The organism is Cupriavidus sp. IK-TO18, from assembly GCF_015549295.1.
Taxonomy (GTDB): Bacteria; Pseudomonadota; Gammaproteobacteria; order Burkholderiales; family Burkholderiaceae; genus Cupriavidus; species Cupriavidus oxalaticus_A.
The window spans coordinates 1-22,057 of sequence record NZ_JADGMP010000033.1 but is presented as its reverse complement, the minus strand read 5'-3'; the positions used below and the strand labels follow the sequence as shown (position 1 = coordinate 22,057).

Sequence of the window (22,057 nt, the reverse complement as noted above, 5' to 3'; positions counted from 1 at the left end):
AACATCTTAGGGAGGAAAGCAGAGAAACCACCTGAGAACTGCGGGAGGAGGACTGCCGGCGGCGGCGGGAACGACTGTCCCGCAACCCGAGGGAAGGATACAACAATCGCCCGCCAGCGCCTGAAAATCAAGGGCGGGCGGGCAACCGCGAGCGCGCGGCCATAAGGCCGGGCGCTCGGACCCAGCGCGTCAGATGCGGTAGGCCGCGGTGGTCATCACGCGCGAGGCACCACGCATCAGCGCACGCACCGGCGCGGGCAACGGGATGCCACCGGCATCGCGCGCGGCATCGCCATGGCGGATCTCGTCGTCGCGCATCTGCTCGAGGATGGCGCGCGAGCGGCCGTCAGCTCCAGGCAGGCGGTCCAGGTGGCCGCCGAGATGGTGCTCGACCTGGCGCTCGGTCTCGGCCACGAAGCCGAGACTGACCTTGTCGCCGGCGCGGCCGGCGACAAAGCCGATCGCAAACGCGCCGGCATACCACAGCGGGTTGAGCAGGCTCGGCCGCGAACCCAGTTCGCGCAGCCGCTCGGCGCACCAGGCCAGGTGGTCCTCTTCTTCGCGCGCGGCGGCATCCATCTGCGCGCGCACCGTCGCGTTGCGCGCGGTCAGCTTCTGCGCCTGGTACAGGGCCTGGGCGCAAACCTCGCCGACATGGTTGATGCGCATCAGCCCGGCCACGTGGCGCCGCTCTTCGGCGCTCATCTGTTCGGTGTCCGGTGCCAGCCGGTCGGCCGGGTTGGCGCGCGCGGAGCGGGTTGCCCCGGCAACGGCGCGCAGTGCCACGTCGAATTCTTTGATCAGGGTGTCCATGTCGCGGATGCGGATTGATCTTCTGGCTCCCAAGGCCCCGCCATGGTGGGGTACGCGCTGCCGGCGCGGCCCGCTACGACCGCCATCGGGATTACCCGCATTGTAGCTTGCCTCTAATTCGCGCCATCCCGCGCCACGCCTTGCATTGATGCGGCCCGCTACTCAGAAACCCTGAGTTGTTAAAACCAGACAAGGGGGTTGCGCCCGAATGGTGAACGAAAAGTTGTTTGTTACAGTACTTCGCAACTTCTAAGGAAGTTTGACGCATGGGGGATGGAGACCAACAGGAGGTTCCCCCGGGCCGTCACCAATAATTCTTACAGTGGAGATCAACGAGCATGAAGAAATCGCTTCTGGCGCTGGCAGCGCTTGGCGCATTTACCGGGGCGGCGCAGGCCCAATCGAGCGTCACGCTCTACGGTGTGGTGGATGCCAACATCGAGTACGTGAGCAATATGTCGAGCGTCACGCCGTCAGCGGCCAACGGATTCGCAACGGGCCCGTCGGAGAACCTCTTCCGCATGTCGTCCGGCGGCCTGTCCGGTTCGCGTTGGGGCCTGCGCGGCGTGGAAGACCTGGGCAGCGGCCTGAAAGCCTTGTTCGTGCTCGAAAGCGGTTTCGGCCTCGATGATGGCCGCTCGCAGCAAGGCGGCCGCCTCTTCGGCCGTCAGGCTTATGTCGGCCTGGAAAGCGCCCAGGCGGGCCGCGTGACCTTCGGTCGCCAGTACACCTCGCTGTTCGACATGATGGCCAACTTCTCGCCGACCGGCTATGCCACCCAGTATGAGCCGGTGGTGGCGCAGCTGGGCCTGAACTTCCGCTCGGACAACACCGCCAAGTACACGGGCAAGTTCGGTCCGGTGACCGCGGTCGCCCACTGGTCGTTCGGCAACGGCGTCGCCGGCGGCGGCGAAGTCCCGGGCCAGTTCCGCCGCGACACCGGCTACGGTGCAGGCGTGTCGTGGGCAGCCGGCCCGTTCGGCATCAGCGGCGCGTATGACCAGTACAACCCGACCCTGAACGCCGCCGGCGGCACCGGGGAATTCAAGAAGGCCGCGGTCGCTGCCAGCTATGCCTTTGGCCCGGCCAAGCTGATGGCCGGCTATCGCTGGGGCATGAGCAAGGCGCCGAACGACAATACGATCCTGAAGGACAACTACTACTGGGTCGGCGGCAACTACCAGGTCACCCCGGCACTGGGCCTGACGCTCGCGTACTACTACGACGACGTCAAGAACTTCAACCCGGCCGCCACCGGCGCCACCAACAACATCAAGAACCCCTGGCAGATCTCGTTCATCGCCGACTACAACCTGTCCAAGCGCACCGACGTGTACCTGACCACGGCCTTCTCGAAGAACGCCGGCCTGAACTTCGACACCTCGGCGATCAGCTTCGCCAATGGTTACTTCCTGGGTACCGGCGAAGACAAGATGATTGGCGCCGCCATCGGCATCCGCCACAAGTTCTGATCGCCAGCCTCACCGGCCGATCGATCAAAGGCACCTGCGGGTGCCTTTTTTTCATTGGGGGCGAGTGGCGCCTGCCGCATAGGGCATCACCCCATCGGCGCGCCGATTCCCGCCAACTAGAATGCACTGACCATGCCACCGCCCGGCAACACAAGGCGGCTACAACAGGAGACCACGCATGCAACCCCTTCGCCGGCGCGCCGTCGCGCTGTTGCTGTCCGCCAGCCTTGCCGCGCTCGCCAGTCCCGCGGCACTGGCCGCCGATCCGTATCCGACCAAGCCGATCCGCCTGGTCGTGCCATTCGCCGCCGGCGGCACCACCGATATCCTGGCCCGAGCTGTCGCCGCGGAGCTGGCCAAGCTGCCCGGCTGGAACGTGGTCGTGGACAACAAACCCGGCGCGGGCGGCAATATCGGCGCCGATATCGTCGCCAAGGCGGCGCCGGACGGCTATACGCTGCTGATGGGCACGGTCGGCACCCACGGCATCAACCAGTCGCTGTACGGCAAGCTGCCGTTCGACCCCATCAAGGACTTTGCCCCCATCGCCGAAGTCGCGGCGGTGCCGAACGTCCTGGTGGTCAACCCGGCGTTTGCGCAGCAGAACAAGATCGACAGCGTCAAGGACCTGATCGCCTACGCGCGCGCCAACCCGGGCAAGCTGAACATGGCGTCCAGCGGCAACGGCACCTCGATCCACCTGGCAGGCGAGCTGTTCAAGACGCAGACCAAGACCTTCATGGTCCATTTCCCGTACAAGGGCAGCGGGCCGGCGCTGACCGACCTGACCGGCGGCACCATGCAGGTGATGTTCGACAACCTGCCCTCGTCGATGGCGCTGATCAAGGCCGGCAAGCTCAAGGCGCTGGCCGTGACCAGCGCCAAGCCCTCGCCGGCGCTGCCGGGCGTGCCGACCATCGCGCAGGCGGCCGGCCTGCCGCAGTACGAGGCCAGTTCCTGGTTCGGCATGCTGGCACCCGCCGGGACACCGCCGGACATCATCCACCGCATCCAGCAGGAAGTGGCCAAGGCGCTCGGCGCGCCCGCGGTGCGCGAACGCCTGCAGGCACAGGGCGCCGAACCGGTCGGCAACACGCCGGAGCAGTTCGCCGCGCTGATCCGCGCCGAAACCGCCAAATGGGCCAAGGTGGTCAAGGATTCGGGCGCCAAGGTGGATTGACGGCGGTTTGACCGCCGGCAGGGCGACCGTCCGCATCGCGCATATACTTGAGGCATCAAATGTTGGCTGCCGGTCCCGCTCCGGCAGCCGCTGGCGGCGTTCGCCGCACACCCGCGCACCGTTGCACTGAAGATGCCAAACCTGTCCCCTGCCGCCGGCGCCGAGAACGCGCCGGTCGACCTTGAAACCCGTGCCGACCAGACCGAGCACGAAGACCTGCGGCTGTGGCTGCGGCTGCTGACCTGCACCAACCTGATCGAAGGCGACATCCGCTCGCGGCTGCGGCAGGAATTTGCCTGCACGCTGCCGCGCTTCGACCTGATGGCCCAGCTCGACCGCCACCCCGAAGGGCTGAAAATGGGCGAGCTGTCGCGCCGCATGATGGTCACCGGCGGCAACGTCACCGGCATCACTGACCAGTTGCAGCAGGAAGGCCTTGTCTCGCGCGAGGCGCTGCCCACCGACCGCCGCGCCTACCTGATCCGCCTGACGCCGGCCGGACGCGCGGCATTCTCGCGCATGGCGCGCGCGCATGAGGACTGGATCGGGCAACTGTTTTCGGGTCTGGCCGAAACCGACCGGCGCGCGCTGTTCCGACTACTCGGCAGGCTCAAGAATGGCCTGATCTCTCCATGAAGACGCTACCCTACCTCACGCTGTGCGGCCTGCTGCCGCTCATGGCGGCGTGCAGCAGCACGCCGCAACCGCCGCAGGTGACCCCGGTGAACGCCACCATCAAGCTCGGCCGCGTGACCGAGAAGACATTCCTGACGCGGATGGACGTCGCGCAGGTGCCCTACTACGGCAGCGGCACCAGCGTCGGCGTGGGCGCGGCGGGTGGTGGCGGCGGCGGCGGGGTGGGCGTTGGCTTTGCCTTCGACCTGAGCCGACTGTTCAGCCGTCCGGGGCCGGTGCAGCAGATCGACCTGTTCCAGTACAAGGTGCGGACCACGGAAGGAGCGCTCGTATCGGCCAATGCGCCGGCGATAGCGGGGCTGGAGCCTGGCGCGTGCGTGCGGGTGATCTACCTCGACGGAAGCCCGGACCCAAGGCTGGCGCCGTCGAACGAATGCTGAGCCGCTGAAGGCTGCAAGACAAACGGCCCCCGTTGCGGAGGCCGTTTTCGTTTGCGCAGGAACTGGCGCTCAGGCCGCCTTGCGGCTGTCGCGCAGTTCGCGGCGCAGGATCTTGCCGACGTTGGTCTTGGGCAACTCGGTGCGGAACTCCACGTACTTCGGCCGCTTGTAGCCGGTCAGCCGCTCCTTGCAGAACTCGATCACGTCCGCCTCGGTCAGCGCCGGGTCTTGCTTGACCACGAACAGCTTGACCACCTCGCCCGAGTGCGTGTCGGGCACGCCCACGGCGGCCACTTCCAGCACGCCCGGGCACTCGGCCACCACGCCTTCGACTTCGTTCGGGTACACGTTGAAGCCCGACACCAGGATCATGTCCTTTTTGCGGTCAACGATCTTGGTGTAGCCGCGCTCGTCCATCACGCCGATATCGCCGGTCTTGAAGAAGCCGTCAGGGGTCATGACCTTGGCGGTCTCGTCCGGGCGGTTCCAGTAGCCCGCCATCACCTGCGGGCCGCGGATGCAGATCTCGCCCGGCTGGCCCAGCGGCACGTCCTTGCCGTCGTCGTCGCGGATCACCACTTCGGTCGAAGGCAGCGGCATGCCGATGGTGCCGGAGAACGCATTGCTGTCGGTCGGGTTGCAGGTGGCCGACGGCGAGGTCTCGGACAGGCCGTAGCCTTCGATGATCGGGCAGCCGGTCTTGTCCAGCCACTTCTTGGCTACCGCTTCCTGCACCGCCATGCCACCGCCGTTGGCCACGCGCAGGCCGGAGAAATCGACCTTGGCGATCTCCGGGTTGTTGATCAGCGCGTTGTACAGCGTGTTGACCGCCGGGAACATGTGGAACTTGTACTTCTGCAGTTCCTTGATAAAGCCCGGGATATCGCGCGGGTTCGGGATCAACACGCTCATGCCGCCGCTGCGCATCCCCAGCAGGCAGCAGACCGTCAGCGCAAAGATGTGGTATAGCGGCAGCGCGGTAATGGTGACGATCTGGTCGATATGGCCGCCCTTGGCCAGCGCCGGCTGCATCCAGGCCTCGGACTGCAGCACGTTGGCGACCACGTTACGGTGCAGCAGCACGGCGCCCTTGCTCACGCCGGTAGTGCCGCCGGTGTATTGCAGGAAGGCGATGTCGTCAGGTCCGGTGGTCGCCGGCTGCAGCGTGAGCTTGCTGCCTTCGGCCAGCACGCTGTTGAAGCGCACGCAGTTGGGCAGCTCCCACTCCGGCACCATCTTCTTGACATTGCGCACCACGAAATTGACGATCGCGCCCTTCAGTCCGCCGAGCATGTCGCCCATGGTGGCGACCACCACATGCTTGACCGGGGTGCGGGCCAGCACCTGCTGCAGCGTGGCGGCAAAGTTCTCCAGGATGACAATGGCCTCGGCGCCGCTGTCCTTGAGCTGGTGCTCCAGCTCGCGCGGGGTGTAAAGCGGATTGACGTTGACCACGACGAAGCCGGCGCGCAGCACCGCGGCCAGCACCACCGGATACTGCAGCACGTTCGGCATCATGATCGCCACGCGCGCGCCGGGACGCAGCCCGCGCGACTGCAGCCACGCGGCGAAGCGCGCGGACATCTGGTCGAGTTCGCCGTAGGTGATGGCCTTGTCCATGCAGACGAAGGCCTTGCGGTCGGCATAGGTGCGAAAAGACGCTTCGAGCAGCTGGGCAAGCGTACGAAACTGGCTGGCATCAATCTCGGCGGGTACGCCGGCCGGGTAGTGTTTCAGCCAAATCTTGTCCATAGCACCGTCTCCTGAATTTCTGAATGGTCGTTCGATTTTTCCGAGATGCTAAACGGGCGCCCCGGTTAGAACAACAACTTAGCAACAACTTAGACGAAGTCCTCGGGGACATTGCACGATGCAACGCGCCCCTGACGGGCATTATGCGCCACCGGTGCCGCGGTGGCAGCGGGATAACCCCTAGGACGGTGCGCTCAACCGCCGCTGGGCAGCACCAGCTTCATCATGTTGGTGGCGAGTTCGTGCGCAAGCGCCTCGTCATCCATGCGGCCCGGCTGGTGCCACGTGTACATGAAGCCGACCACGCTGCCGATCGCATGCGCCGTCACGCGCGCATCGCCAAAGGCAAACACGCCCTCGCGCTTGCCCTCTTCCAGCAACGCATACAGGTCGCGGTAGAAGTCGCGCGCCATGATGTCGAGCCACGCCACGGTCTCGGGGCGCAGGTACTGGTTGTCGCGGAAGCTGAGCGTCGCGGGCACGTGGCAGGCGACGCAGCGGCGCGCCATTTCGAGCAGGCAGGCATGCAGGCGCTCGCGCACCGGCAGCGCCGGGTCGGCGGTTTCGCGGATCACGGGCAGGCAGGTCTGCGCCGACTCGCGGCACAGGATGTCGAAGATCTCGTACTTGTCGGTGAAGTAGTAGTAGACCGCCGGCTTGGTCACGCCCAGCGCGCGGCACAGGTCGTTCATGGTCATGCCGGGATAGCCCTTGGTGTAGAAGAGCTGCGCGGCGGTATCCAGGATCTGGCGGCGGCGCGCTTCCTGGCGCTCGGCGATCTGCGCGCGCGCCGGCACGGGCTCGGGCGCGACGTCTTGTGGGTTGGGGCTCGGTACGGTCGACATGATCGCAATTCTCGCATGGCGCCATGGGCGGGAACGGACCAGAATGCGCCGATCGTCAGTTGGTCGCGGCCGCCTTGCCGCTCGCGGTCAGCGTATCGACGCGGGTAGCGGGCGGCGCCAGCCGGCGCAGCGCCGCCTCGCGCTCGGCGGACGGCAGCGCGCCGATGCGGCCGGCTTCGGCATAGAAGCGGCGCCAATCGCCATCGCACTGCGCCAGCAGCGCGGTAAAGGCCGGCACCCACTGCTGGTAGGTCGCCACCGCCGCCAGGTGGGCATTGGTCAGGGGCTGGTCGAACCAGCGGTCATAGCCGCTGTAGTTGCCCCACTCCACCTTGAGCCGCGCGTATTGTTCGCGCATGTCGGCGAAGATCCTGGCCTTGCCCTCGCGCTTGGCTTCGTCGTCCAGCGGCGTCTCGTACAGCGCCGCCAGCCGGTCGCGCGTGCCGAGCAGCAGCGCGCGGAACTGCTGGCGGCGCGCGTCGTACTGGCGATAGCTGGCGCGCGCGTCCTCCGACGCATCCTCGGCCAGCCAGCGCTCCACGCCGGCGGCTTCCACGGCGGTGGCAAAGGACTCGTTGAAGGCGGTGTCGTTGCGCACGTAGACCACCTGGTGCGCCAGTTCGTGGAAGATCAGCCGCGCCAGCTCGCCTTCCGGCAGGTAGACGAAGGTGTTGAGCAGCGGGTCGTCGAAATAGCCAAGCGTCGAATAGGCGGGAATGCCTGCCACGTACGCTTCCAGGCCGTCGCGGCGCAGGCCCTGCGCGTACTGCTCGGCATCGGCCTGCGCGTAGTAGCCGCGGTAGCTGATGCAGCCGACGATCGGGAAGCACCACTTGCGCAGCTCCATCGACAGCTCGGGCGTGGCGAACACGCTCCACACCACGTAGGGCCGGTGCAGGTTGGCGTAGCGGCGGTAGCTGCCGTTGTCGGGCAACTTCAGCTCGCGCGACGCGTAGTCGCGGATGCGGCCGGCCAGCGCCAGCCGTTGCGCCAGGCGCGCGTCGTTGGCGTCGCGCGCGCCGGCAATGGCGTCGTCGAGCGGCTGCGCCTGCGCCATCACGCCGAGGTGGCCGCCGATCGACTGCGCGTAGTAGCTGACGGTTTCGCACCCGGCCGTGAGCAGGGCCAGGGCCGTCATGACCGCCGCCGCCAGGATTGCCGCCCCGCGCCGGCGGCCGGGCCGCGGACCGTGCCGCGCGTTCATGCCGGCTGGACCGCCCCTTCCGTGCAGGCCTCGACCTGCACCAGGCAGTCATAGAATACCGGCGCCCGCCCCAGGTCGGTCAGGCGCTGGCTGGTCAGCTCGTTGGCGTTCTTGCCGTCCGAAGCCAGCTTCTTCCACCAGATCGACAGGCCTACCACCAGCCCGCGCCGGGCGCGGTCGGTCACGCGGGCGCGCGCCAGCATGCTGCCGCGGTCGTTGAAGGCGCGCACCATGGCGCCGTGCACGATGCCGCGCTCGGCGGCGTCGGCCGGATGGATGTCCAGGTGCGGCTCGCCCTCGGTGGCGCGCAGGCTGTCGACATTGACGAAGGAGCTGTTCAGGAAGTTGCGCGCCGGCGGCGAGATCATCGCCAGCGGGTAGCGCGCCGCAAGTTCCGGCGCGGTCGCCGGGGACTCGTACTGCGGCACGTAGTCAGGCAGCGGGTCGAAGCCGTCGCGCGCCATCGGCTCGGAATAGAACTGGCACTTGCCCGAGTCGGTCGGAAAGCCGCCTTCGGCAAACGGTGCCGGCGCCAGCGCCAGCTTCTGCCAGCCCTGCTCCTTGAGCGATGCCCAGCTGATGCCGGCGGCACGCGCGTCGCCCGGAAGGATCGCCTGCGCGGCGATGTCGTCATCGCTGTCGGCAAAGCACGCCTCGGCAAAGCCCATGCGCAGCGCCAGGCGGCGGAAGATCTCGGTGTTCGGCAGCGCCTCGCCCATCGGCGCGATCGCCGCGTTGTTGGCCAGGAAATAGGTGTGGCCGTAGGCCTTGTGCACGTCGGTGTGCTCCAGCTGCGTGGTGGCCGGCAGCAGGATGTCGGCGTAGTCGGCGGTATCGGTGCGGAAGTGCTCCAGCACCACGGTGAACAGGTCTTCACGCGCAAAGCCTGCGGCCACCTTGCTGGATTCCGGCGCCACCGCGACCGGATTGCTGTTGTAGACCACCACCGCCTCGATCCGCGGTGCACCGGGGGCGGGGTCTGCCAGCAGTGCATCGCCGATGGTGCTCATGTTGACCAGCCGCGGCAGCTTCCCGGGCCAGCCCGGCAGCAGGTCGGGCCGCTGCAGCGCGGCCTCGTTGATCGGGAAGAAGCCCGAGGTCGACAGCTGCAGCCCGCCCGCGGCATGGCGCCACGCGCCCACCAGCGACGGCAGGCACGCCACCGCCCGCACCGCCTGGCCGCCGCCGTGCACGCGCTGCATGCCGTAGTTCAGGCGGATCGCCACCGGCTGGCGCTCGCGTACCGCCAGCTGGCCGTAGAGGCCTGCCAGCCACTCGATGTCTTCAACGGGGATGCCGCAGATCTCGGCCACGCGCGCCGGCGGATAGGACTGGGCGCGCTCGCGCAGTGCCTCGAAGCCCACCGTGTGGCGTTCGATGTAGTCGTGGTCGAGCAGCCCGTCGCGGACCAGCACATGGATCATGCCCAGCGCCAGCGCGCCGTCGGTGCCGGGCATCGGCGCGATATGGCGGTGGCATTTCTCGGCACTCAGCGAGCGGTAGGGATCGATCGCCACCAGCGTGGCGCCGCGGCGCTTGGCTTCCTGCGCACGCGTCCAGAAATGCAGGTTGGAAGCGATCGGGTTGCCGCCCCAGATGATCACCAGCCTGGCATCGGCCACGTGCTCCATGTCCATGCCGACGCTGGCGCCATAGGTGTAGCGCAACGCGGTGGCGCCGGCGCTGGCGCAGATGGTGCGATCCAGCCGCGATGCGCCCAGCTTGTGGAAGAAGCGTGCGGCCATGCTCTCGCCCTGCACCAGCCCCATGGTGCCCGCATAGCTGTATGGCACGATGGCCTGCGGATCGCGCGCGGCGATGGCCTGCAGGCGCGTGGCGATGGTGTCGAGCGCTTCGTCCCAGGAAATCGGCGCGAACTTGCCCTCGCCCTTCCTGCCAATGCGCTTCATCGGCGTCAGCAGGCGGTCGGGATGGTAGGTGCGTTCGGTGTAGCGCGATACCTTGGTGCACAGCACGCCCTGCGTGCCGGGATGGTCCGGATCGCCGGCCACCTTGACGGCGCGGCCGTCCTCGACGGTGACGAGCAAGGCACAGGTGTCGGGGCAGTCATGCGGGCAGGCGGCGCGGACGATGCGGGAAGCCATGGGATCTCCGGGGGCTGGCGGTCTGTCGTTATCTTTCGTTCGGTCGGAACGTGAGGTTTGTGGCGCGGTTTCCGCGGGTCGCGGGCCGGCGCCGCGGCGCGTCCCCGTCCGTGCGGGCGTGAGGAGCCAGGGCGGGGAGTATCTCGATCGGATTGTATTCGATATGATGTGCCGGCGCGCGGCCGGCCCCATGCTGGCAGCGCGCTTGCCGACCAATGCCGGCGCAGACCGGCCCATGGCGGCGAACGGGTAACCGAACCACATTTTGCGGGGGTTTATGTTTTTCCGATCCGGGGTCAAGGGCCGGCTTGCCGGCCTGCTGGTGGCGTGCGCCATCGGCACGTGCGGCGCATCCGGCGCTGCCATCGCCAGCACTGCCATATCCGAAAGCGGCGTCACCGCCGACACCATCCTGCTGGGGCAATCCGCGGCACTGACGGGCCCGGCCAGGTCGCTCGGCAAGCAGATGAACGCGGGCGCGCGACTGTATTTCGACCACATCAACCAGCAGGGCGGCATTTTCGGCCGCAAGATCCGGCTCGAAGTGCTGGACGACTACTACGAGCCCGAGCCTGCCGCCAAGAACACCCGGAAGCTGATCGAGGAAGAGCGCGTCTTCGCGCTGTTCGGCTACGTCGGCACGCCCACCAGCCAGGCAGCGCTGCCGCTGGCGACAGAGGCCAGGGTGCCGTTCTTCGGCCCGTACACCGGCGCGCGCTCGGTGCGCGAGCCGCGCAGCCGCTACGTCTTCCATGTCCGCGCCGGCTACAGCGACGAGGCCACGGCGATCCTGCGCCAGATCCAGACCACCGGCCTGAAGCGCGTGGCGGTGGTCTACAACGACGATGCCTATGGCAAGGCCGAACTGGAGGAGCTGGAACGCGCAGTGAAGAGCGCCGCCGACAGCGGCGTGCGGCTGGTTGCGCGCGAAGCCGTGGTCCGCAATACGATGGAAATCGGTGACGCCATGCAGGGCGTGCTCAAGGCCAGCCCGGACACCGTGGTGATGATCAGCGCCTATCGCACCGCTGGCGCCTTCGTCAAGGAAGCGCTGCGCCGCGGCTACAACGGGCAGTTCTATAACGTCTCGTTCGTCGGCACGCAGGCGCTGGCCAACGAGGTCGGCGCGAAAGGCAGCGGCGTGATCATCTCGCAGGTGATGCCGCATCCGGGCAATGCCACGCTGCCGGTGGTGCGCGAATACCTGCGCCTGCTGCAGGCCGAGGGCAAGCCGAACGAGTTCGACTACGCCAGCATCGAAGGCTACATTGCGGCGAAGGCGTTTGCCGAAGGACTGCGCCGCGCGGGCAAGGACCTGACGCGCGAGAAGCTGGTGACCGCGCTGGAATCGATGCGAAGCGTTGACCTGGGCGGCTTCATCGTCAACTTCACGCCGGAGAACCATGTGGGGTCGCGGTTCGTGGAGATGACGGTGATCAATTCGAAGGGGCAGGTGATCCGGTGAGTTTTCCTGCCCGCGCCTGTTTTCTCCCCTCTCCCTCTTGGAGAGGGGAGCAAGGCAGCGGGATTGCGTAAGCCGCCGCGCTACTTCATGTCATTCAAATGACAAGCCGAAAACCGCATCGGCGCAATCTCCTTCAGCGCCGGCTGCTCTTCCTTGCAACGTGGCATCGCATACGGACAGCGCGGATGGAAATGGCACCCCGACGGCGGATTCAACGGTGAGGGAATCTCGCCCTTGATCGCCACATAGGTCTTCTTGCCGACCTCCAGCTTCGGCGCTTCGGCCAGCAGCGCCTGCGTGTAGGGATGGTTCGGCGCGGCGAACACGTCCTCGGTCGGCGCCGACTCCACCACCCGCCCCAGGTACATGATCACGACGCGGTCGCTGATGTGCTTGACCACGCCAAGGTCATGGCTGATGAACAGGTAAGTCAGGTTCAGCTCTTCGCGCAGCCGCATGAACAGGTTCAGCACCTGCGCCTGGATCGATACGTCGAGCGCCGCCACCGACTCGTCGCAGACCAGGAACTCCGGCTTTACCGCCAACGCCCGCGCAATGCCGATGCGCGCGCGCTGCCCGCCCGAGAACTGGTGCGGGAAGCGCCGCAGCACGGTCGGGTCCATGCCGACGCGCACCAGCATGTCCTCGACATAGCCCTTCTGCCCGCCACGGTCGACCATGCCGTGCACCACCGGCGCCTCGCCGATGATATCCAGCACCCGCAGCCGCGGATTGAGCGAGGCGTACGGATCCTGGAAGATCATCTGGATCGCCAGTTGCTTCTCGCGACGCTTGTCCGGCGGCAGGTGGTCGAGGTTGGTGCCGCGCCACAGCCGATCGCCTTCCGTCAGCGTGTGCAGGCCCACGGCCATGCGGCCCAGCGTGGACTTGCCGCAGCCGGATTCGCCCACCAGCCCCACCACCTCGCCGGTGCGGATGCTCAGGTCGACGCGGTCGACCGCATGCACCACCTCTTCGCGCGCATGGGCGCCGAACAGGTTGGCGATGCGCGCGGCGGTGTCGAGCGACTTGACGAAGCGCTTGGACACGCCGCGCAGCTCCAGCAGCGGCGCCGCCGGTGCCTCGCCCGGTGCAGACGCAGTGTTTGCCATCGGTCGGGATTGCAGTTCAGTCGTGGTCATGGTCATGCCGCCTCCTGGTTGGCCAGCACCGGATGGAAGCAGCGCAGGCGGCGGCCGTCGGGAGCGGTCTCCAGCGGCGGCTCGGTCTTGCACGCGGCGGTCGCATACGGGCAGCGCTCGCGGAACGAGCAGCCGCCCGGCAGGTTCAGCAGCGATGGCGTCATGCCGGGGATCTGCCGCAGCGGCGCGCCGCGCGGGTTGCGCGACGGTGCCGATCCGATCAGGCCGTGCGTGTACGGGTGCTCGGGATGTTCCAGCACCTGGCGCACATCGCCGGCTTCGACAATTTTGCCGGCATACATCACGCACACGGTGTCGGCCAGTCCCGCCACCACCGACAGGTCATGTGTGATCCAGATCAGTGCCGTGCCGGATTCGCGGCACAGGGTCTGCATCTCGTAAAGGATCTGGCCCTGGATGGTGACGTCGAGCGCCGTGGTCGGCTCGTCGGCGATGATCAGGTCGGGCTTGTTCAGCAGCGCGATCGCGATCGCCACGCGCTGGCGCATGCCGCCCGAGAACTGGTGCGGATAAGCCAGCAGGCGCTCGTCCGGGGACGGGATGCCGACCCGCGCCAGCGCATTGCGCGCGCGCTCGCGGGCCACCGCCTTACCGACGTTCTCGTGCGCCAGCACCGCCTCGATCATCTGCGTGTCGATGCGCAGGACCGGGTTGAGCGTCATCATCGGGTCCTGGAAGATCATCGCGATGCGGTTGCCGCGCACGTCGCGCTGCTGTGCCGGCGTCAGCGCGCGCAGGTCGCGCGTAATGCCGTCGCGGCTGGTGAGCGCGATGCGCCCGTCGACCACCTTCCCGGGCGGGTCGATCAGGCCCATGATCGAGTAGCCGGTCATCGACTTGCCGGAACCGGACTCGCCCACCAGCCCCATGATCTCGCCGCGGCCCACGGTAAAGGACACGTCGTCGACAGCCTTGGCAATGCCGCCGCGCGTATAGAAATGCGTCTTCAGGTTCTCTACGACCAGCGTAGGTTGTGCCATGTCGGTCTCCCGCGGGTTATTGCGTCTGCAGGCGCGGGTTGAGCACGTCGCGCAACTGGTCGGCCACCAGGTTCATCGCCACGATGGTGACCACCAGTGCGATGCCCGGGAAGAAGCTGATCCAGTACTTGCCCGACAGCATGTATTGCTGGCCGTTGGAGATCAGCGAGCCCAGCGACGGCTCCGTGATCGGCACGCCCAGCCCGAGGAACGACAGCGTCGCCTCCAGCGTGATCGCCGACGCCACCTGCAGCGCCGCGATCACGATCAGCGGCGGCAGGCAGTTGGGCAGCAGGTGGCGGAACATGATGCGGCGCGGCGGCAGGCCCAGGCAGGTGGCCGCCTCGATATATTCCTTGCGGCGCTCCACCAGCGCGGCGCTGCGCGTGGTGCGCGCGTAGTAGGCCCACTGCACCGCCACCAGCGCGATCACGATATTGCCCAGCCCAGGGCGCAGGAACGCCAGCAGGATCAGCGCCAGCAGGATCGGCGGGAACGACAGCTGCAGGTCGGCCACGCGCATGATGAAGGCCTCGGTGCGCCCGCCCAGGAAGCCGGCCAGCAGGCCCAGCGTGGCACCCAGCAGCAGCGCAATCACGGTGCTGACCACGCCCACGCCGATGCTGATGCGCAGCCCGTACATCACCGCCGACAGGATGTCGCGCCCCTGCTCGTCCGAGCCGAGCAGGAAGGTCATGCCGGTGCCGGCCTTCTCGCCCGGCGCCAGGCGCGCGTCGAGCACGTCGAGCGTAGCCAGGTCATACGGGTTCTGCGGCGCCAGCCACGGCGCGAGGATCGCAATCAGGATGATGGTGACCAGCGTGGCCAGCCCGGCCACCGCGATCTTGCTGGAAAAGAACTCCGTGGCAAAGCGGCGCCACGGCGATTGTTCGCGCGCGGCCGGCGAAGTCTTGTCTTGCGGTTCAACGGTTGCGGCAGTCATGGCTCAGCCCTTGTTGTCGGCAATGCGCACGCGCGGATCGAGCATGCTGTAGACGATGTCCACCACCAGGTTGATCAGGATAAACAGCGTCACGATCACCATCAGGTAGGCGACGATCACCGGCCGGTCCAGCAGCTGGATCGAGTCGATGATCAGCTTGCCCATGCCGGGCCAGGCAAAGATCGATTCGGTCACGATCGCGAATGCGATGATCGAGCCGAACTGCAGCGCGATCACGGTGACGATCGGGATCAAAATGTTCTTCAGCACATGCACGCCGACGATGCGCGTATTGGACAGGCCCTTGGCGCGCGCGAACTTGACGTAGTCCTGCAGCATCGCCTCCTGCGTGCCGGCGCGCGTGAGCCGGATCACCATGGCGATGTTCAGCAGCGACAGCGTCACCGCCGGCAGCACCAGGTGGCGGATGCCGTCGACGGTCAGGAAGCTGAGCGGGATGCCGAGCACGCGCACGGTCTCGCCGCGGCCGTTGGACGGCAGCCAGCCGAGCTGCACCGCGAACACCATGATCAGCATCAGGCCGACCCAGAACGTGGGCAGCGAGAAGCCCAGGATCGACACCGTCATGATTGACTTGCCCGCCACGCCGTTGGGCCGCAACCCGGCCCACAGCCCCAGCGGGATGCCGAGCACGATCGCCAGCAGGATCGCGCACACGGCCAGCTCCATGGTGGCCGGCATGCGCTCGAAGATCAGCTTGAGCGCCGGCGTGCCGTGCGCGAACGAGGTACCGAGGTTGCCCTGCAGCGCATTCTGCAGGAACACCCAGTATTGCTCCCATAGCGGCTTGTCCAGGCCAAGCGCCGCGATGGTGCGCTTGATGTCCTCCTGGTCGGCCTGCGGGTTGATCAGGATGTCGACGGGATTGCCGATGGCAAAGACGCCGAGGAAAACCAGCAGCGACATGACGAAGAGCACCACTACGCTCTGCATCAGGCGCCGGATGATGAAAACCAGCATATAAAGACCACTATCCTTTCGCGCACGAATGCGCACGCCGCCCGGGAGCGCCATGCGCTTCCAGGCGGCGCGGCAGCCATGCGCGGCACCGCAAACTCAGCAGCAGGCAGCCTGCTTACCGGGGCTTGACTTACTGGGGCTTGAAGTTATGCGCGTAGGTGCGCTCGTCGGTACGCGGCACGTAGACGATGCCCTTCTGCGTGGCCCAGGTGGTCACCTGCTGGTGGATCGGGATGATACCGCCATCGTTGATCGCGATCGCGGTGGCTTCCTGCAGCATCTTGGAGCGTTCGGCGTCATTCACGGTAGACAGCGCCTGTTCCAGCACCACATCCATCTTGGGGTTGCAGTATTCACCCCAGTTGGTGGTGCCAAAGCCCTTCTTGCTGTCCTCGCACGCCAGCAGCGCGCGCAGCGGCGAGCTGACCTCGCCGGTCTGCGCGCCCCACCCGAGCAGGCCGAACGACCACTCGTGCTTGATGCCCTTGGACGAGTACGTCGCCATCGGCATGCCTTCGACCTTGGTGGCGATGCCGATGCGGGTCAGGTTCTGCGCGATCGTCTGCGCGATCTTCTCGTCGTTGACGTAGCGGTTGTTGGGCGTGTGAAGCGTCACGCCGAAGCCGTTCGGGTAGCCTGCCTGGGCCAGCAGCTTCTTGGCGCCTTCGGGGTCGTACTTGACCGTCTTCAGGTTGGGGTTGTAGCCGAACAGCGTGGGCGGCACCAGGTTGTTGGTCGGCTCCGACAGGCCTTCCATCAGCCGGTCCTTGATGCCCTGCCGGTTGATCGCCATGCTGATGGCATTGCGCACGCGCGCATCCTTCAGCGGGTTCTTGTCCAGCGGCGCGCCTTCCTTCGTGGTGACGTAGGGCGACTTGTCGCGCTTGGCATCGAAATACAGGTAGATCACGCGGTGCGAGATCTTGGAAAAGAACGACAGCTTGGGATCCTGCCGCACCTTGGGCAGGTCGGGCGTCGGCACGTTCTCGATCGCCTGCACGTCGCCCGACAGCAGCGCCGCCAGACGCGTGGCCGGATTCGGGATGAAGCGCAGCGTGGCCTTTTCCCACGCCGGCTTGGCGCCCCAGTAGTTGTCGTTGCGCACCAGTTCGACCCGGTCGTCGCGGGCGTAGCTGACGAACTTGAACGGCCCGGTGCCGATCATGCCCTTGCCCTGGGCGAAGTCGTCCGAGCTCAGGCCCTGCGTCGCCTTTTTCTGCACGATGAAGATCGACGTCAGGTCGTTCAGCATCAGCGGGTACGGCTTGTTGGTGGTCAGCTGGATGGTGTACTTGTCGATCACCTTCTTGTTGACGATCGCCTTGGTGTAGACATCGAACTTGCCCGGGCTGTTCTGGATGGTAGCCGGGCGGTCCAGCGACCAGACGATGTCTTCGGTGGTCAGCTCGGAACCGTCATGGAACTTCACGCCCTGGCGGATCTTGAATTCCCAGGTCAGGTTGTTGACCAGCTTCCAGGACTCGGCCAGGCCGGGAATGATGCGGCTGTCCGGGTCCATCTTCACCAGCGAGTCGAAGATGTGCTCCGACACGTTGATATTGGAGAACAGGTTGTAGAAATGCGGATCCATCGAGGTCGGCGGCGAACTCATGGCCAGTTTGAGGTCCGCGGCCTGGGCGCTGCCGGACCATGCCAGGCCAAGGGCCCCGGCCACGGCGACAACACCGATTGCCTTCTTGAAAGTGCGAAGGGACATCGCGCAATTCTCCCTGTAGGAAGTGAAGCAGACGTTTTAGGATCGGCAATGCACGCGCCGCGGGTCACGCGGCAGGTCGCGCACGGGCGCTGCTTTTTGGTGCGCTATCTGGCGCAGCGATGCAGCGCAAAACGGCAATTTGCCGGCCGGACACTTCAAGCATGAACTGTTCCAGCAGTCGACATATCCCGGCAATGCGGGGAAACCCACACCGTTTGGCATATTGCACCGCGCCATTCGCTGCATGAGGCACGAACCGGCGCATTTTGGCGCTTTTCCGAGAGGCATCGTATGATCGGGGGTATCCGACGCCTACCCGGCGCGCCACGCCCAGACTCCGGCATCATGAAGCTCATCCCCGAAATCCTGCAGGCGCAAGCTGAAATCCGCGCGATCCGCCGCGATGTCCACGCGCATCCGGAACTCTGCTTCGAAGAACAGCGCACCGCCGACGTGGTCGCCCGCAACCTCGAGTCGTGGGGCATCGAAGTGCATCGCGGCCTCGGCACCACCGGGCTGGTCGGGGTGATCCGCAATGGCAGCAGCGCGCGCACCATCGGCCTGCGCGCCGACATGGACGCCCTGCCGCTGCAAGAGGCCAACACCTTCGGCCACTGTTCGCAGCATGCGGGCAAGATGCATGCGTGCGGCCACGATGGCCATACCGCGATGCTGCTCGGCGCGGCGCGCTACCTGGCGCAGCACAAGCCCTTCGACGGCACCGTGCACCTGATCTTCCAGCCGGCCGAGGAAGGCGGTGGCGGCGCGCGCGAGATGATCAAGGACGGGCTGTTCTCGCGTTTTCCCTGCGATGCGGTGTTCGGCGTGCACAACTGGCCCGGCATGCCGGTCGGCGCTTTCGGCACGCGCGTGGGTCCGCTGATGGCTTCGAGCAATGAATTCCGCATCGTCGTGCGCGGCAAGGGTGCGCATGCGGCCATGCCGCACAATGGCAACGATCCGGTCTTCACTGCCGCGCAGATCGTCTCGGCGCTGCAAGGGATCATCACCCGAAACAAGCGCCCGATCGATACCGCAGTGATCTCGGTCACGCAGTTCCATGCCGGCGACGCCACCAATATCGTGCCGAACGAAGCCTGGATCGGGGGCACGGTGCGCACGTTCACGGTGCCGGTGCTCGACCTGATCGAGCGCCGCATGGAGGAAGTGTCCCGCGCCGTCGCGAGCGCGTTCGACTGCACCGTCGACTACGAATTCCACCGCAACTATCCGCCCACGATCAATACCGAGGCCGAGACCGGCTTTGCCGCCACGGTGGCCGCCGAACTGGTGGGCGAAGCCAATGTCGACAGCGATATCGAGCCGACCATGGGCGCCGAGGATTTCTCCTTCATGCTGCAGGAAAAGCCGGGCTGCTACCTGTTCCTCGGCAACGGCGACGGCGCGCATCGCGACAGCGGGCATGGCATGGGGCCCTGCATGCTGCATAACCCCAGCTACGATTTCAACGACGAACTGCTGCCGGTGGGCTCGACCTTCTTCGTGCGGCTGGTGGAGAAATGGCTGGCGCCTGCGTGACAACTAGAACTCAAGGCGCAGCCTGCAGGCAAAATCGATAACAGCGCATTCGCGCAAGACAGGGGGAGCATCTGCATGGGCCGCTCGGCGCTTGATCGCGGGACGGCGCGCAGCTTTGCGCGCGTGGCGCTGGACAATATCCTGCGCCGCTATCCGTACAAGGTGGATCACATGATGTGCGCCACCGGCGACGTGGCCGAGCCGGCGACCTGGCACCCGGCCTTCTGCGGCAGCTACGACTGGCATTCGAGCGTGCACATGCACTGGCTGCTGGTGCGGCTGCTGGCGCTGTACCCGGACCTCGATGAAGCTGCCGAACTCCGCGATGCCCTCGACGCGCAGCTGCGGCCGCAGCATATCGCGGTCGAACTGGACTATTTCCATCGACCCGGTTCGCGGACGTTCGAACGTCCGTATGGCTGGGGCTGGGTGCTAAAGCTGCAGGCGGAATTGCTGGCACTGGCGCAGCAGGATCCGCGCGCCGCGGCATGGGCCGACGCGTGCGCGCCGCTCGCCTCGCACCTGTCGCGGCAATTGGCCGAGTTTCTGGACGCGGCGGATTTCCCGGTGCGCACCGGCACGCACTTCAACAGCGCCTTTGCCTGCGTAATGGCGCTGGCCTACGCGCGCGCGACGCAGGACACGGCCTTGCGGCGCGCCATTGTGCGGCGCGCGCACCGCTGGTTCGGGCACGACCGCAGCTATCCGGCGCGCTATGAGCCAGGCGGCGATGAGTTCCTGTCGGGCGGCATGACCGAAGCCGTATTGATGCATGCCGTCATGGACGGCAGCGCATTCGGGCAATGGTGGGAAATGTTCGTGCCGGGCGCGGCGGAACTGGCCAACTGGCTGACGCCAGTGGAGGTCGCTAATCGCAGCGATCCCAAGACGTCACATCTCGACGGGCTGAACCTGTCGCGCGCCTGGTGCTGGCGCCTGCTGGAGCCGGCGTTGCCGGAATCGCTGCGCCCGCTGGCCGTGCGCGCCTGGTCCGACCATATCGAGGCATCGCTGCCCTATGCCGTTGCCGGCGAGTATGTTTCGACACACTGGCTGGCCTCGTTCGCGGTGCTGGCGATGGCCGAGCCGGTCGGCGGCTGAAGCCGCCGCTTTGCCATCAGTCCAGCGCGATGTCCCCGTACCAGGATTCCGCGTTGCTCCGGGTGTTGTCGGTATCGGTCATGATGCCGACCGCAATCACTCGCCCAGGATCGGTGCCGAACGCCTTGCGGTAATCGGCGCGCAGGTCGCGTTCGTGGCATCGCCACTCATTGGCATGCTTCGTGCCGCTATCGACCACGATCATGCGCACACGGTCGGTATGCGGATTGGCCACCACCGAGCCTTCGGCGCGCTTGCCGCCCCAGATATACATCAGTGTGGCGTAGGGCATTTCCCGCCCGGTGGTGAGCCGTGCCATCTCGTACATCAGCTGGTCTTTCAGCGGCAGGCTGCCCTTGTCGCCATCGAAGGCGACGAACAGGCGCAGCGGAGAATCCTCGCGCGGACCGTGGCTGTTGTCGGCATTGCGGATGATGCCGCTGGTCTTCCAGCTCCAGCGCACCATGCCGGCATCGCGGTCGTGCAGGGGAACGTAGAGGCCTGACGCCGAGCTTTCGGCCTGCGCGTGGACGACGACCCGCCGGTCGACTTCGACCATCGAATAGCGCGTCGGGGTCTTGTTGCGGTTGATGGTCCAGGGCTGCCAGCCGATCGGCAGGCGGCCGTCACGCGGGGCAACCGAGAACAGCGGCAGCGTGGCACGGGTCTGGGGCTCGTCGGCGGCGTCTTCACCGTCGTCCCCGGCGTCTGCCTCCGCAGCCCGGGCACTGGCGGCGGCAAGCGGATCGCTCGGGGCGGCCGGCGCAACCTCGCCGCCGGCCGCGCGCTGCTCGGCGGCGACCTGGGCCGCGGCGTAAGCGCCCATGCGCTTGGCAAACGCCTGACAATCGACCGCCGAGGCCGTTGCCAGGGATGGTGTGTCAGCAGTGGAAGCGGAAGAACCCGTGGAACCAGGAGAAATGGATGCGCATCCTGCCAGCATCAGCGCGCTGGCCGCGCCAGTAAAAACCAGCCGAAACACCTTGGCCGTCATGTAACCCCTCGAATCCCGAAACTGGCCCTGCTTCCTTGGCAAGGACCTGTCTATTGCTCACTGCTTGCTGCCTGCAAACGGCTTCGTGCCGCTTGGGGACACTTAAAGGTCGAACATAGCAGAAGGTTTGCGGGGCCGGAATGCTGACGTACCCGGGATGCGGCGGGAATACAACGGGGTTTTTGATGTTGTCGCCGTTTGTGAGGTGTTGTCGGTTGTTGGAGCGGCTTTGTCGCGGTTGGTGACAGGCCCGCCGTTGAGGCTTCGCCGTCGCTGCTGATGACGTGCTGTCGGCCGTTGAACCGACAGATACTGCCGGCGCGCAGCGCAGCCGTAGGCGTTCCTGCGTTGACGCCGGCAGCAGGCGGCCTACGCCCGGCATGGGGATCGTTCAATAGTCGGTCGACGCAGCCACCATCCCAGACTCACCTGGCGTAGCAGGTCCGAACCACCAGCCACATCGAACGGAAATCACCACCGCCCGAACCACCGACGCCGGTGAATTGATAGCCAGCCGCTCAGGCGACGCGTTTTTTGGTTACTTTTTGGCGCTCGGACAAAAAGTGACCCGCCCAGCAGGGCGGAACCAGGCGCTTCAACGGCCGACAGCATGTCACCAGCAACGCCAGCATGGCGCCAACCACCTTGTAGCAAAAAATCAAAACTCAAAAAGCAAAAACCCCTCGCAGCACACGCTGTCGAGGGGTTTTGCACAATAAGAGCCTGG

General features: G+C 66.4%; 19 protein-coding genes. 7 read left to right on the top strand and 12 right to left on the bottom strand.

Translation table 11 applies throughout. The features are described from left to right. Positions 1–189: 189 nt before the first annotated feature. Entirely contained in the window at positions 190–813 is a 624-nt protein-coding gene (gene coq7, locus IPF36_RS25500) for a 2-polyprenyl-3-methyl-6-methoxy-1,4-benzoquinone monooxygenase (protein WP_133097986.1), read from the bottom strand. Positions 814–1,151: 338 nt separating this feature from the next. On the opposite strand from coq7, the gene IPF36_RS25495 reads away from it, so the two are divergent. The 4 genes from IPF36_RS25495 to IPF36_RS25480 all read left to right on the top strand — a co-directional run bounded on the left by IPF36_RS25495 (position 1,152) and on the right by IPF36_RS25480 (position 4,541). Continuing rightward, on the top strand, positions 1,152–2,285 hold the full coding sequence (locus IPF36_RS25495; protein ID WP_133097985.1) for a porin: 1,134 nt from the start codon (positions 1,152–1,154) through the stop codon (positions 2,283–2,285). Between the two features lie 178 nt (positions 2,286–2,463). Next, complete coding sequence (locus IPF36_RS25490) at positions 2,464–3,465, top strand: tripartite tricarboxylate transporter substrate binding protein (protein WP_133097984.1); 1,002 nt, start codon at positions 2,464–2,466, stop codon at positions 3,463–3,465. Positions 3,466–3,597: 132 nt separating this feature from the next. After that, positions 3,598–4,101: a MarR family winged helix-turn-helix transcriptional regulator gene (locus IPF36_RS25485; protein ID WP_133097983.1), complete on the top strand. Its 504-nt coding sequence runs from the start codon at positions 3,598–3,600 to the stop codon at positions 4,099–4,101. Beyond that, the gene (locus IPF36_RS25480) at positions 4,098–4,541 is read left to right on the top strand and encodes a hypothetical protein (RefSeq protein WP_135705981.1); all 444 of its coding nucleotides are present in this window, start codon (positions 4,098–4,100) and stop codon (positions 4,539–4,541) included. Before IPF36_RS25485 ends, IPF36_RS25480 begins: the two co-directional genes overlap by 4 nt. Before the next feature lie 69 nt (positions 4,542–4,610). Here the strand turns inward: IPF36_RS25480 and IPF36_RS25475 are convergent, their stop codons facing one another. The 4 genes from IPF36_RS25475 to IPF36_RS25460 form a co-directional block, all read right to left on the bottom strand. Continuing rightward, a complete protein-coding gene (locus IPF36_RS25475; RefSeq protein ID WP_133097981.1) occupies positions 4,611–6,293 on the bottom strand; it encodes a long-chain fatty acid--CoA ligase in 1,683 nt (560 codons plus the stop codon). A gap of 194 nt (positions 6,294–6,487) precedes the next feature. Next, the gene (locus IPF36_RS25470; RefSeq protein ID WP_195431156.1) at positions 6,488–7,138 is read right to left on the bottom strand and encodes a TetR/AcrR family transcriptional regulator; all 651 of its coding nucleotides are present in this window, start codon (positions 7,136–7,138) and stop codon (positions 6,488–6,490) included. Between the two features lie 55 nt (positions 7,139–7,193). Further along, entirely contained in the window at positions 7,194–8,276 is a 1,083-nt protein-coding gene (locus IPF36_RS25465; RefSeq protein WP_240745901.1) for an aminopeptidase, read from the bottom strand. 62 nt (positions 8,277–8,338) lie between these two features. Then, entirely contained in the window at positions 8,339–10,447 is a 2,109-nt protein-coding gene (locus IPF36_RS25460; protein ID WP_195431153.1) for a molybdopterin-dependent oxidoreductase, read from the bottom strand. Between the two features lie 277 nt (positions 10,448–10,724). On the opposite strand from IPF36_RS25460, the gene IPF36_RS25455 reads away from it, so the two are divergent. Further along, a complete protein-coding gene (locus tag IPF36_RS25455; RefSeq protein ID WP_195431149.1) occupies positions 10,725–11,912 on the top strand; it encodes an ABC transporter substrate-binding protein in 1,188 nt (395 codons plus the stop codon). An 80-nt stretch (positions 11,913–11,992) separates the two neighbouring features. Here IPF36_RS25455 and IPF36_RS25450 read toward each other — a convergent pair whose 3' ends face one another. The 5 genes from IPF36_RS25450 to IPF36_RS25430 form a co-directional block, all read right to left on the bottom strand. Continuing rightward, complete coding sequence (locus IPF36_RS25450; protein ID WP_167884618.1) at positions 11,993–13,024, bottom strand: ABC transporter ATP-binding protein; 1,032 nt, start codon at positions 13,022–13,024, stop codon at positions 11,993–11,995. Positions 13,025–13,056: 32 nt separating this feature from the next. Next, complete coding sequence (locus IPF36_RS25445; RefSeq protein ID WP_029048054.1) at positions 13,057–14,055, bottom strand: ABC transporter ATP-binding protein; 999 nt, start codon at positions 14,053–14,055, stop codon at positions 13,057–13,059. A 16-nt stretch (positions 14,056–14,071) separates the two neighbouring features. After that, positions 14,072–14,998, bottom strand: coding sequence for an ABC transporter permease (locus IPF36_RS25440; RefSeq protein ID WP_133097975.1), 927 nt, complete (start codon positions 14,996–14,998; stop codon positions 14,072–14,074). A 3-nt stretch (positions 14,999–15,001) separates the two neighbouring features. Beyond that, positions 15,002–15,979, bottom strand: coding sequence for an ABC transporter permease (locus tag IPF36_RS25435; RefSeq protein WP_133097974.1), 978 nt, complete (start codon positions 15,977–15,979; stop codon positions 15,002–15,004). A gap of 130 nt (positions 15,980–16,109) precedes the next feature. Next, positions 16,110–17,696, bottom strand: a complete 1,587-nt coding sequence (locus tag IPF36_RS25430) for an ABC transporter substrate-binding protein (RefSeq protein WP_133097973.1) — start codon at positions 17,694–17,696, stop codon at positions 16,110–16,112. A 345-nt stretch (positions 17,697–18,041) separates the two neighbouring features. Here IPF36_RS25430 and IPF36_RS25425 point away from each other — a divergent pair, with 345 nt between their 5' ends. Both IPF36_RS25425 and IPF36_RS25420 read left to right on the top strand, forming a co-directional pair. After that, positions 18,042–19,235, top strand: a complete 1,194-nt coding sequence (locus IPF36_RS25425) for a M20 aminoacylase family protein (protein ID WP_195431146.1) — start codon at positions 18,042–18,044, stop codon at positions 19,233–19,235. Between the two features lie 75 nt (positions 19,236–19,310). Next, on the top strand, positions 19,311–20,336 hold the full coding sequence (locus tag IPF36_RS25420; protein WP_135705986.1) for a DUF2891 domain-containing protein: 1,026 nt from the start codon (positions 19,311–19,313) through the stop codon (positions 20,334–20,336). Positions 20,337–20,352: 16 nt separating this feature from the next. Here the strand turns inward: IPF36_RS25420 and IPF36_RS25415 are convergent, their stop codons facing one another. Next, positions 20,353–21,330, bottom strand: a complete 978-nt coding sequence (locus IPF36_RS25415) for a DUF3047 domain-containing protein (RefSeq protein WP_195431144.1) — start codon at positions 21,328–21,330, stop codon at positions 20,353–20,355. Positions 21,331–21,801: 471 nt separating this feature from the next. Further along, positions 21,802–22,057 (bottom strand): hypothetical protein (locus IPF36_RS34410; protein ID WP_218959709.1); only part of this gene is annotated, 256 nt, incomplete at its 5' end.

Excerpts from the sequence above, each read along its gene's own strand:
- coq7 (WP_133097986.1), bottom strand. The coding sequence starts at position 813 with ATGGACACCCTGATCAAAGAATTCGACGTGGCACTGCGCGCCGTTGCC.
- IPF36_RS25495 (WP_133097985.1), top strand. The coding sequence starts at position 1,152 with ATGAAGAAATCGCTTCTGGCGCTGGCAGCGCTTGGCGCATTTACCGGG.
- IPF36_RS25490 (WP_133097984.1), top strand. The coding sequence starts at position 2,464 with ATGCAACCCCTTCGCCGGCGCGCCGTCGCGCTGTTGCTGTCCGCCAGC.
- IPF36_RS25485 (WP_133097983.1), top strand. The coding sequence starts at position 3,598 with ATGCCAAACCTGTCCCCTGCCGCCGGCGCCGAGAACGCGCCGGTCGAC.
- IPF36_RS25480 (WP_135705981.1), top strand. The coding sequence starts at position 4,098 with ATGAAGACGCTACCCTACCTCACGCTGTGCGGCCTGCTGCCGCTCATG.
- IPF36_RS25475 (WP_133097981.1), bottom strand. The coding sequence starts at position 6,293 with ATGGACAAGATTTGGCTGAAACACTACCCGGCCGGCGTACCCGCCGAG.
- IPF36_RS25470 (WP_195431156.1), bottom strand. The coding sequence starts at position 7,138 with ATGTCGACCGTACCGAGCCCCAACCCACAAGACGTCGCGCCCGAGCCC.
- IPF36_RS25465 (WP_240745901.1), bottom strand. The coding sequence starts at position 8,276 with ATGACGGCCCTGGCCCTGCTCACGGCCGGGTGCGAAACCGTCAGCTAC.
- IPF36_RS25460 (WP_195431153.1), bottom strand. The coding sequence starts at position 10,447 with ATGGCTTCCCGCATCGTCCGCGCCGCCTGCCCGCATGACTGCCCCGAC.
- IPF36_RS25455 (WP_195431149.1), top strand. The coding sequence starts at position 10,725 with ATGTTTTTCCGATCCGGGGTCAAGGGCCGGCTTGCCGGCCTGCTGGTG.
- IPF36_RS25450 (WP_167884618.1), bottom strand. The coding sequence starts at position 13,024 with ATGGCAAACACTGCGTCTGCACCGGGCGAGGCACCGGCGGCGCCGCTG.
- IPF36_RS25445 (WP_029048054.1), bottom strand. The coding sequence starts at position 14,055 with ATGGCACAACCTACGCTGGTCGTAGAGAACCTGAAGACGCATTTCTAT.
- IPF36_RS25440 (WP_133097975.1), bottom strand. The coding sequence starts at position 14,998 with ATGACTGCCGCAACCGTTGAACCGCAAGACAAGACTTCGCCGGCCGCG.
- IPF36_RS25435 (WP_133097974.1), bottom strand. The coding sequence starts at position 15,979 with ATGCTGGTTTTCATCATCCGGCGCCTGATGCAGAGCGTAGTGGTGCTC.
- IPF36_RS25430 (WP_133097973.1), bottom strand. The coding sequence starts at position 17,696 with ATGTCCCTTCGCACTTTCAAGAAGGCAATCGGTGTTGTCGCCGTGGCC.
- IPF36_RS25425 (WP_195431146.1), top strand. The coding sequence starts at position 18,042 with ATGAAGCTCATCCCCGAAATCCTGCAGGCGCAAGCTGAAATCCGCGCG.
- IPF36_RS25420 (WP_135705986.1), top strand. The coding sequence starts at position 19,311 with ATGGGCCGCTCGGCGCTTGATCGCGGGACGGCGCGCAGCTTTGCGCGC.
- IPF36_RS25415 (WP_195431144.1), bottom strand. The coding sequence starts at position 21,330 with ATGACGGCCAAGGTGTTTCGGCTGGTTTTTACTGGCGCGGCCAGCGCG.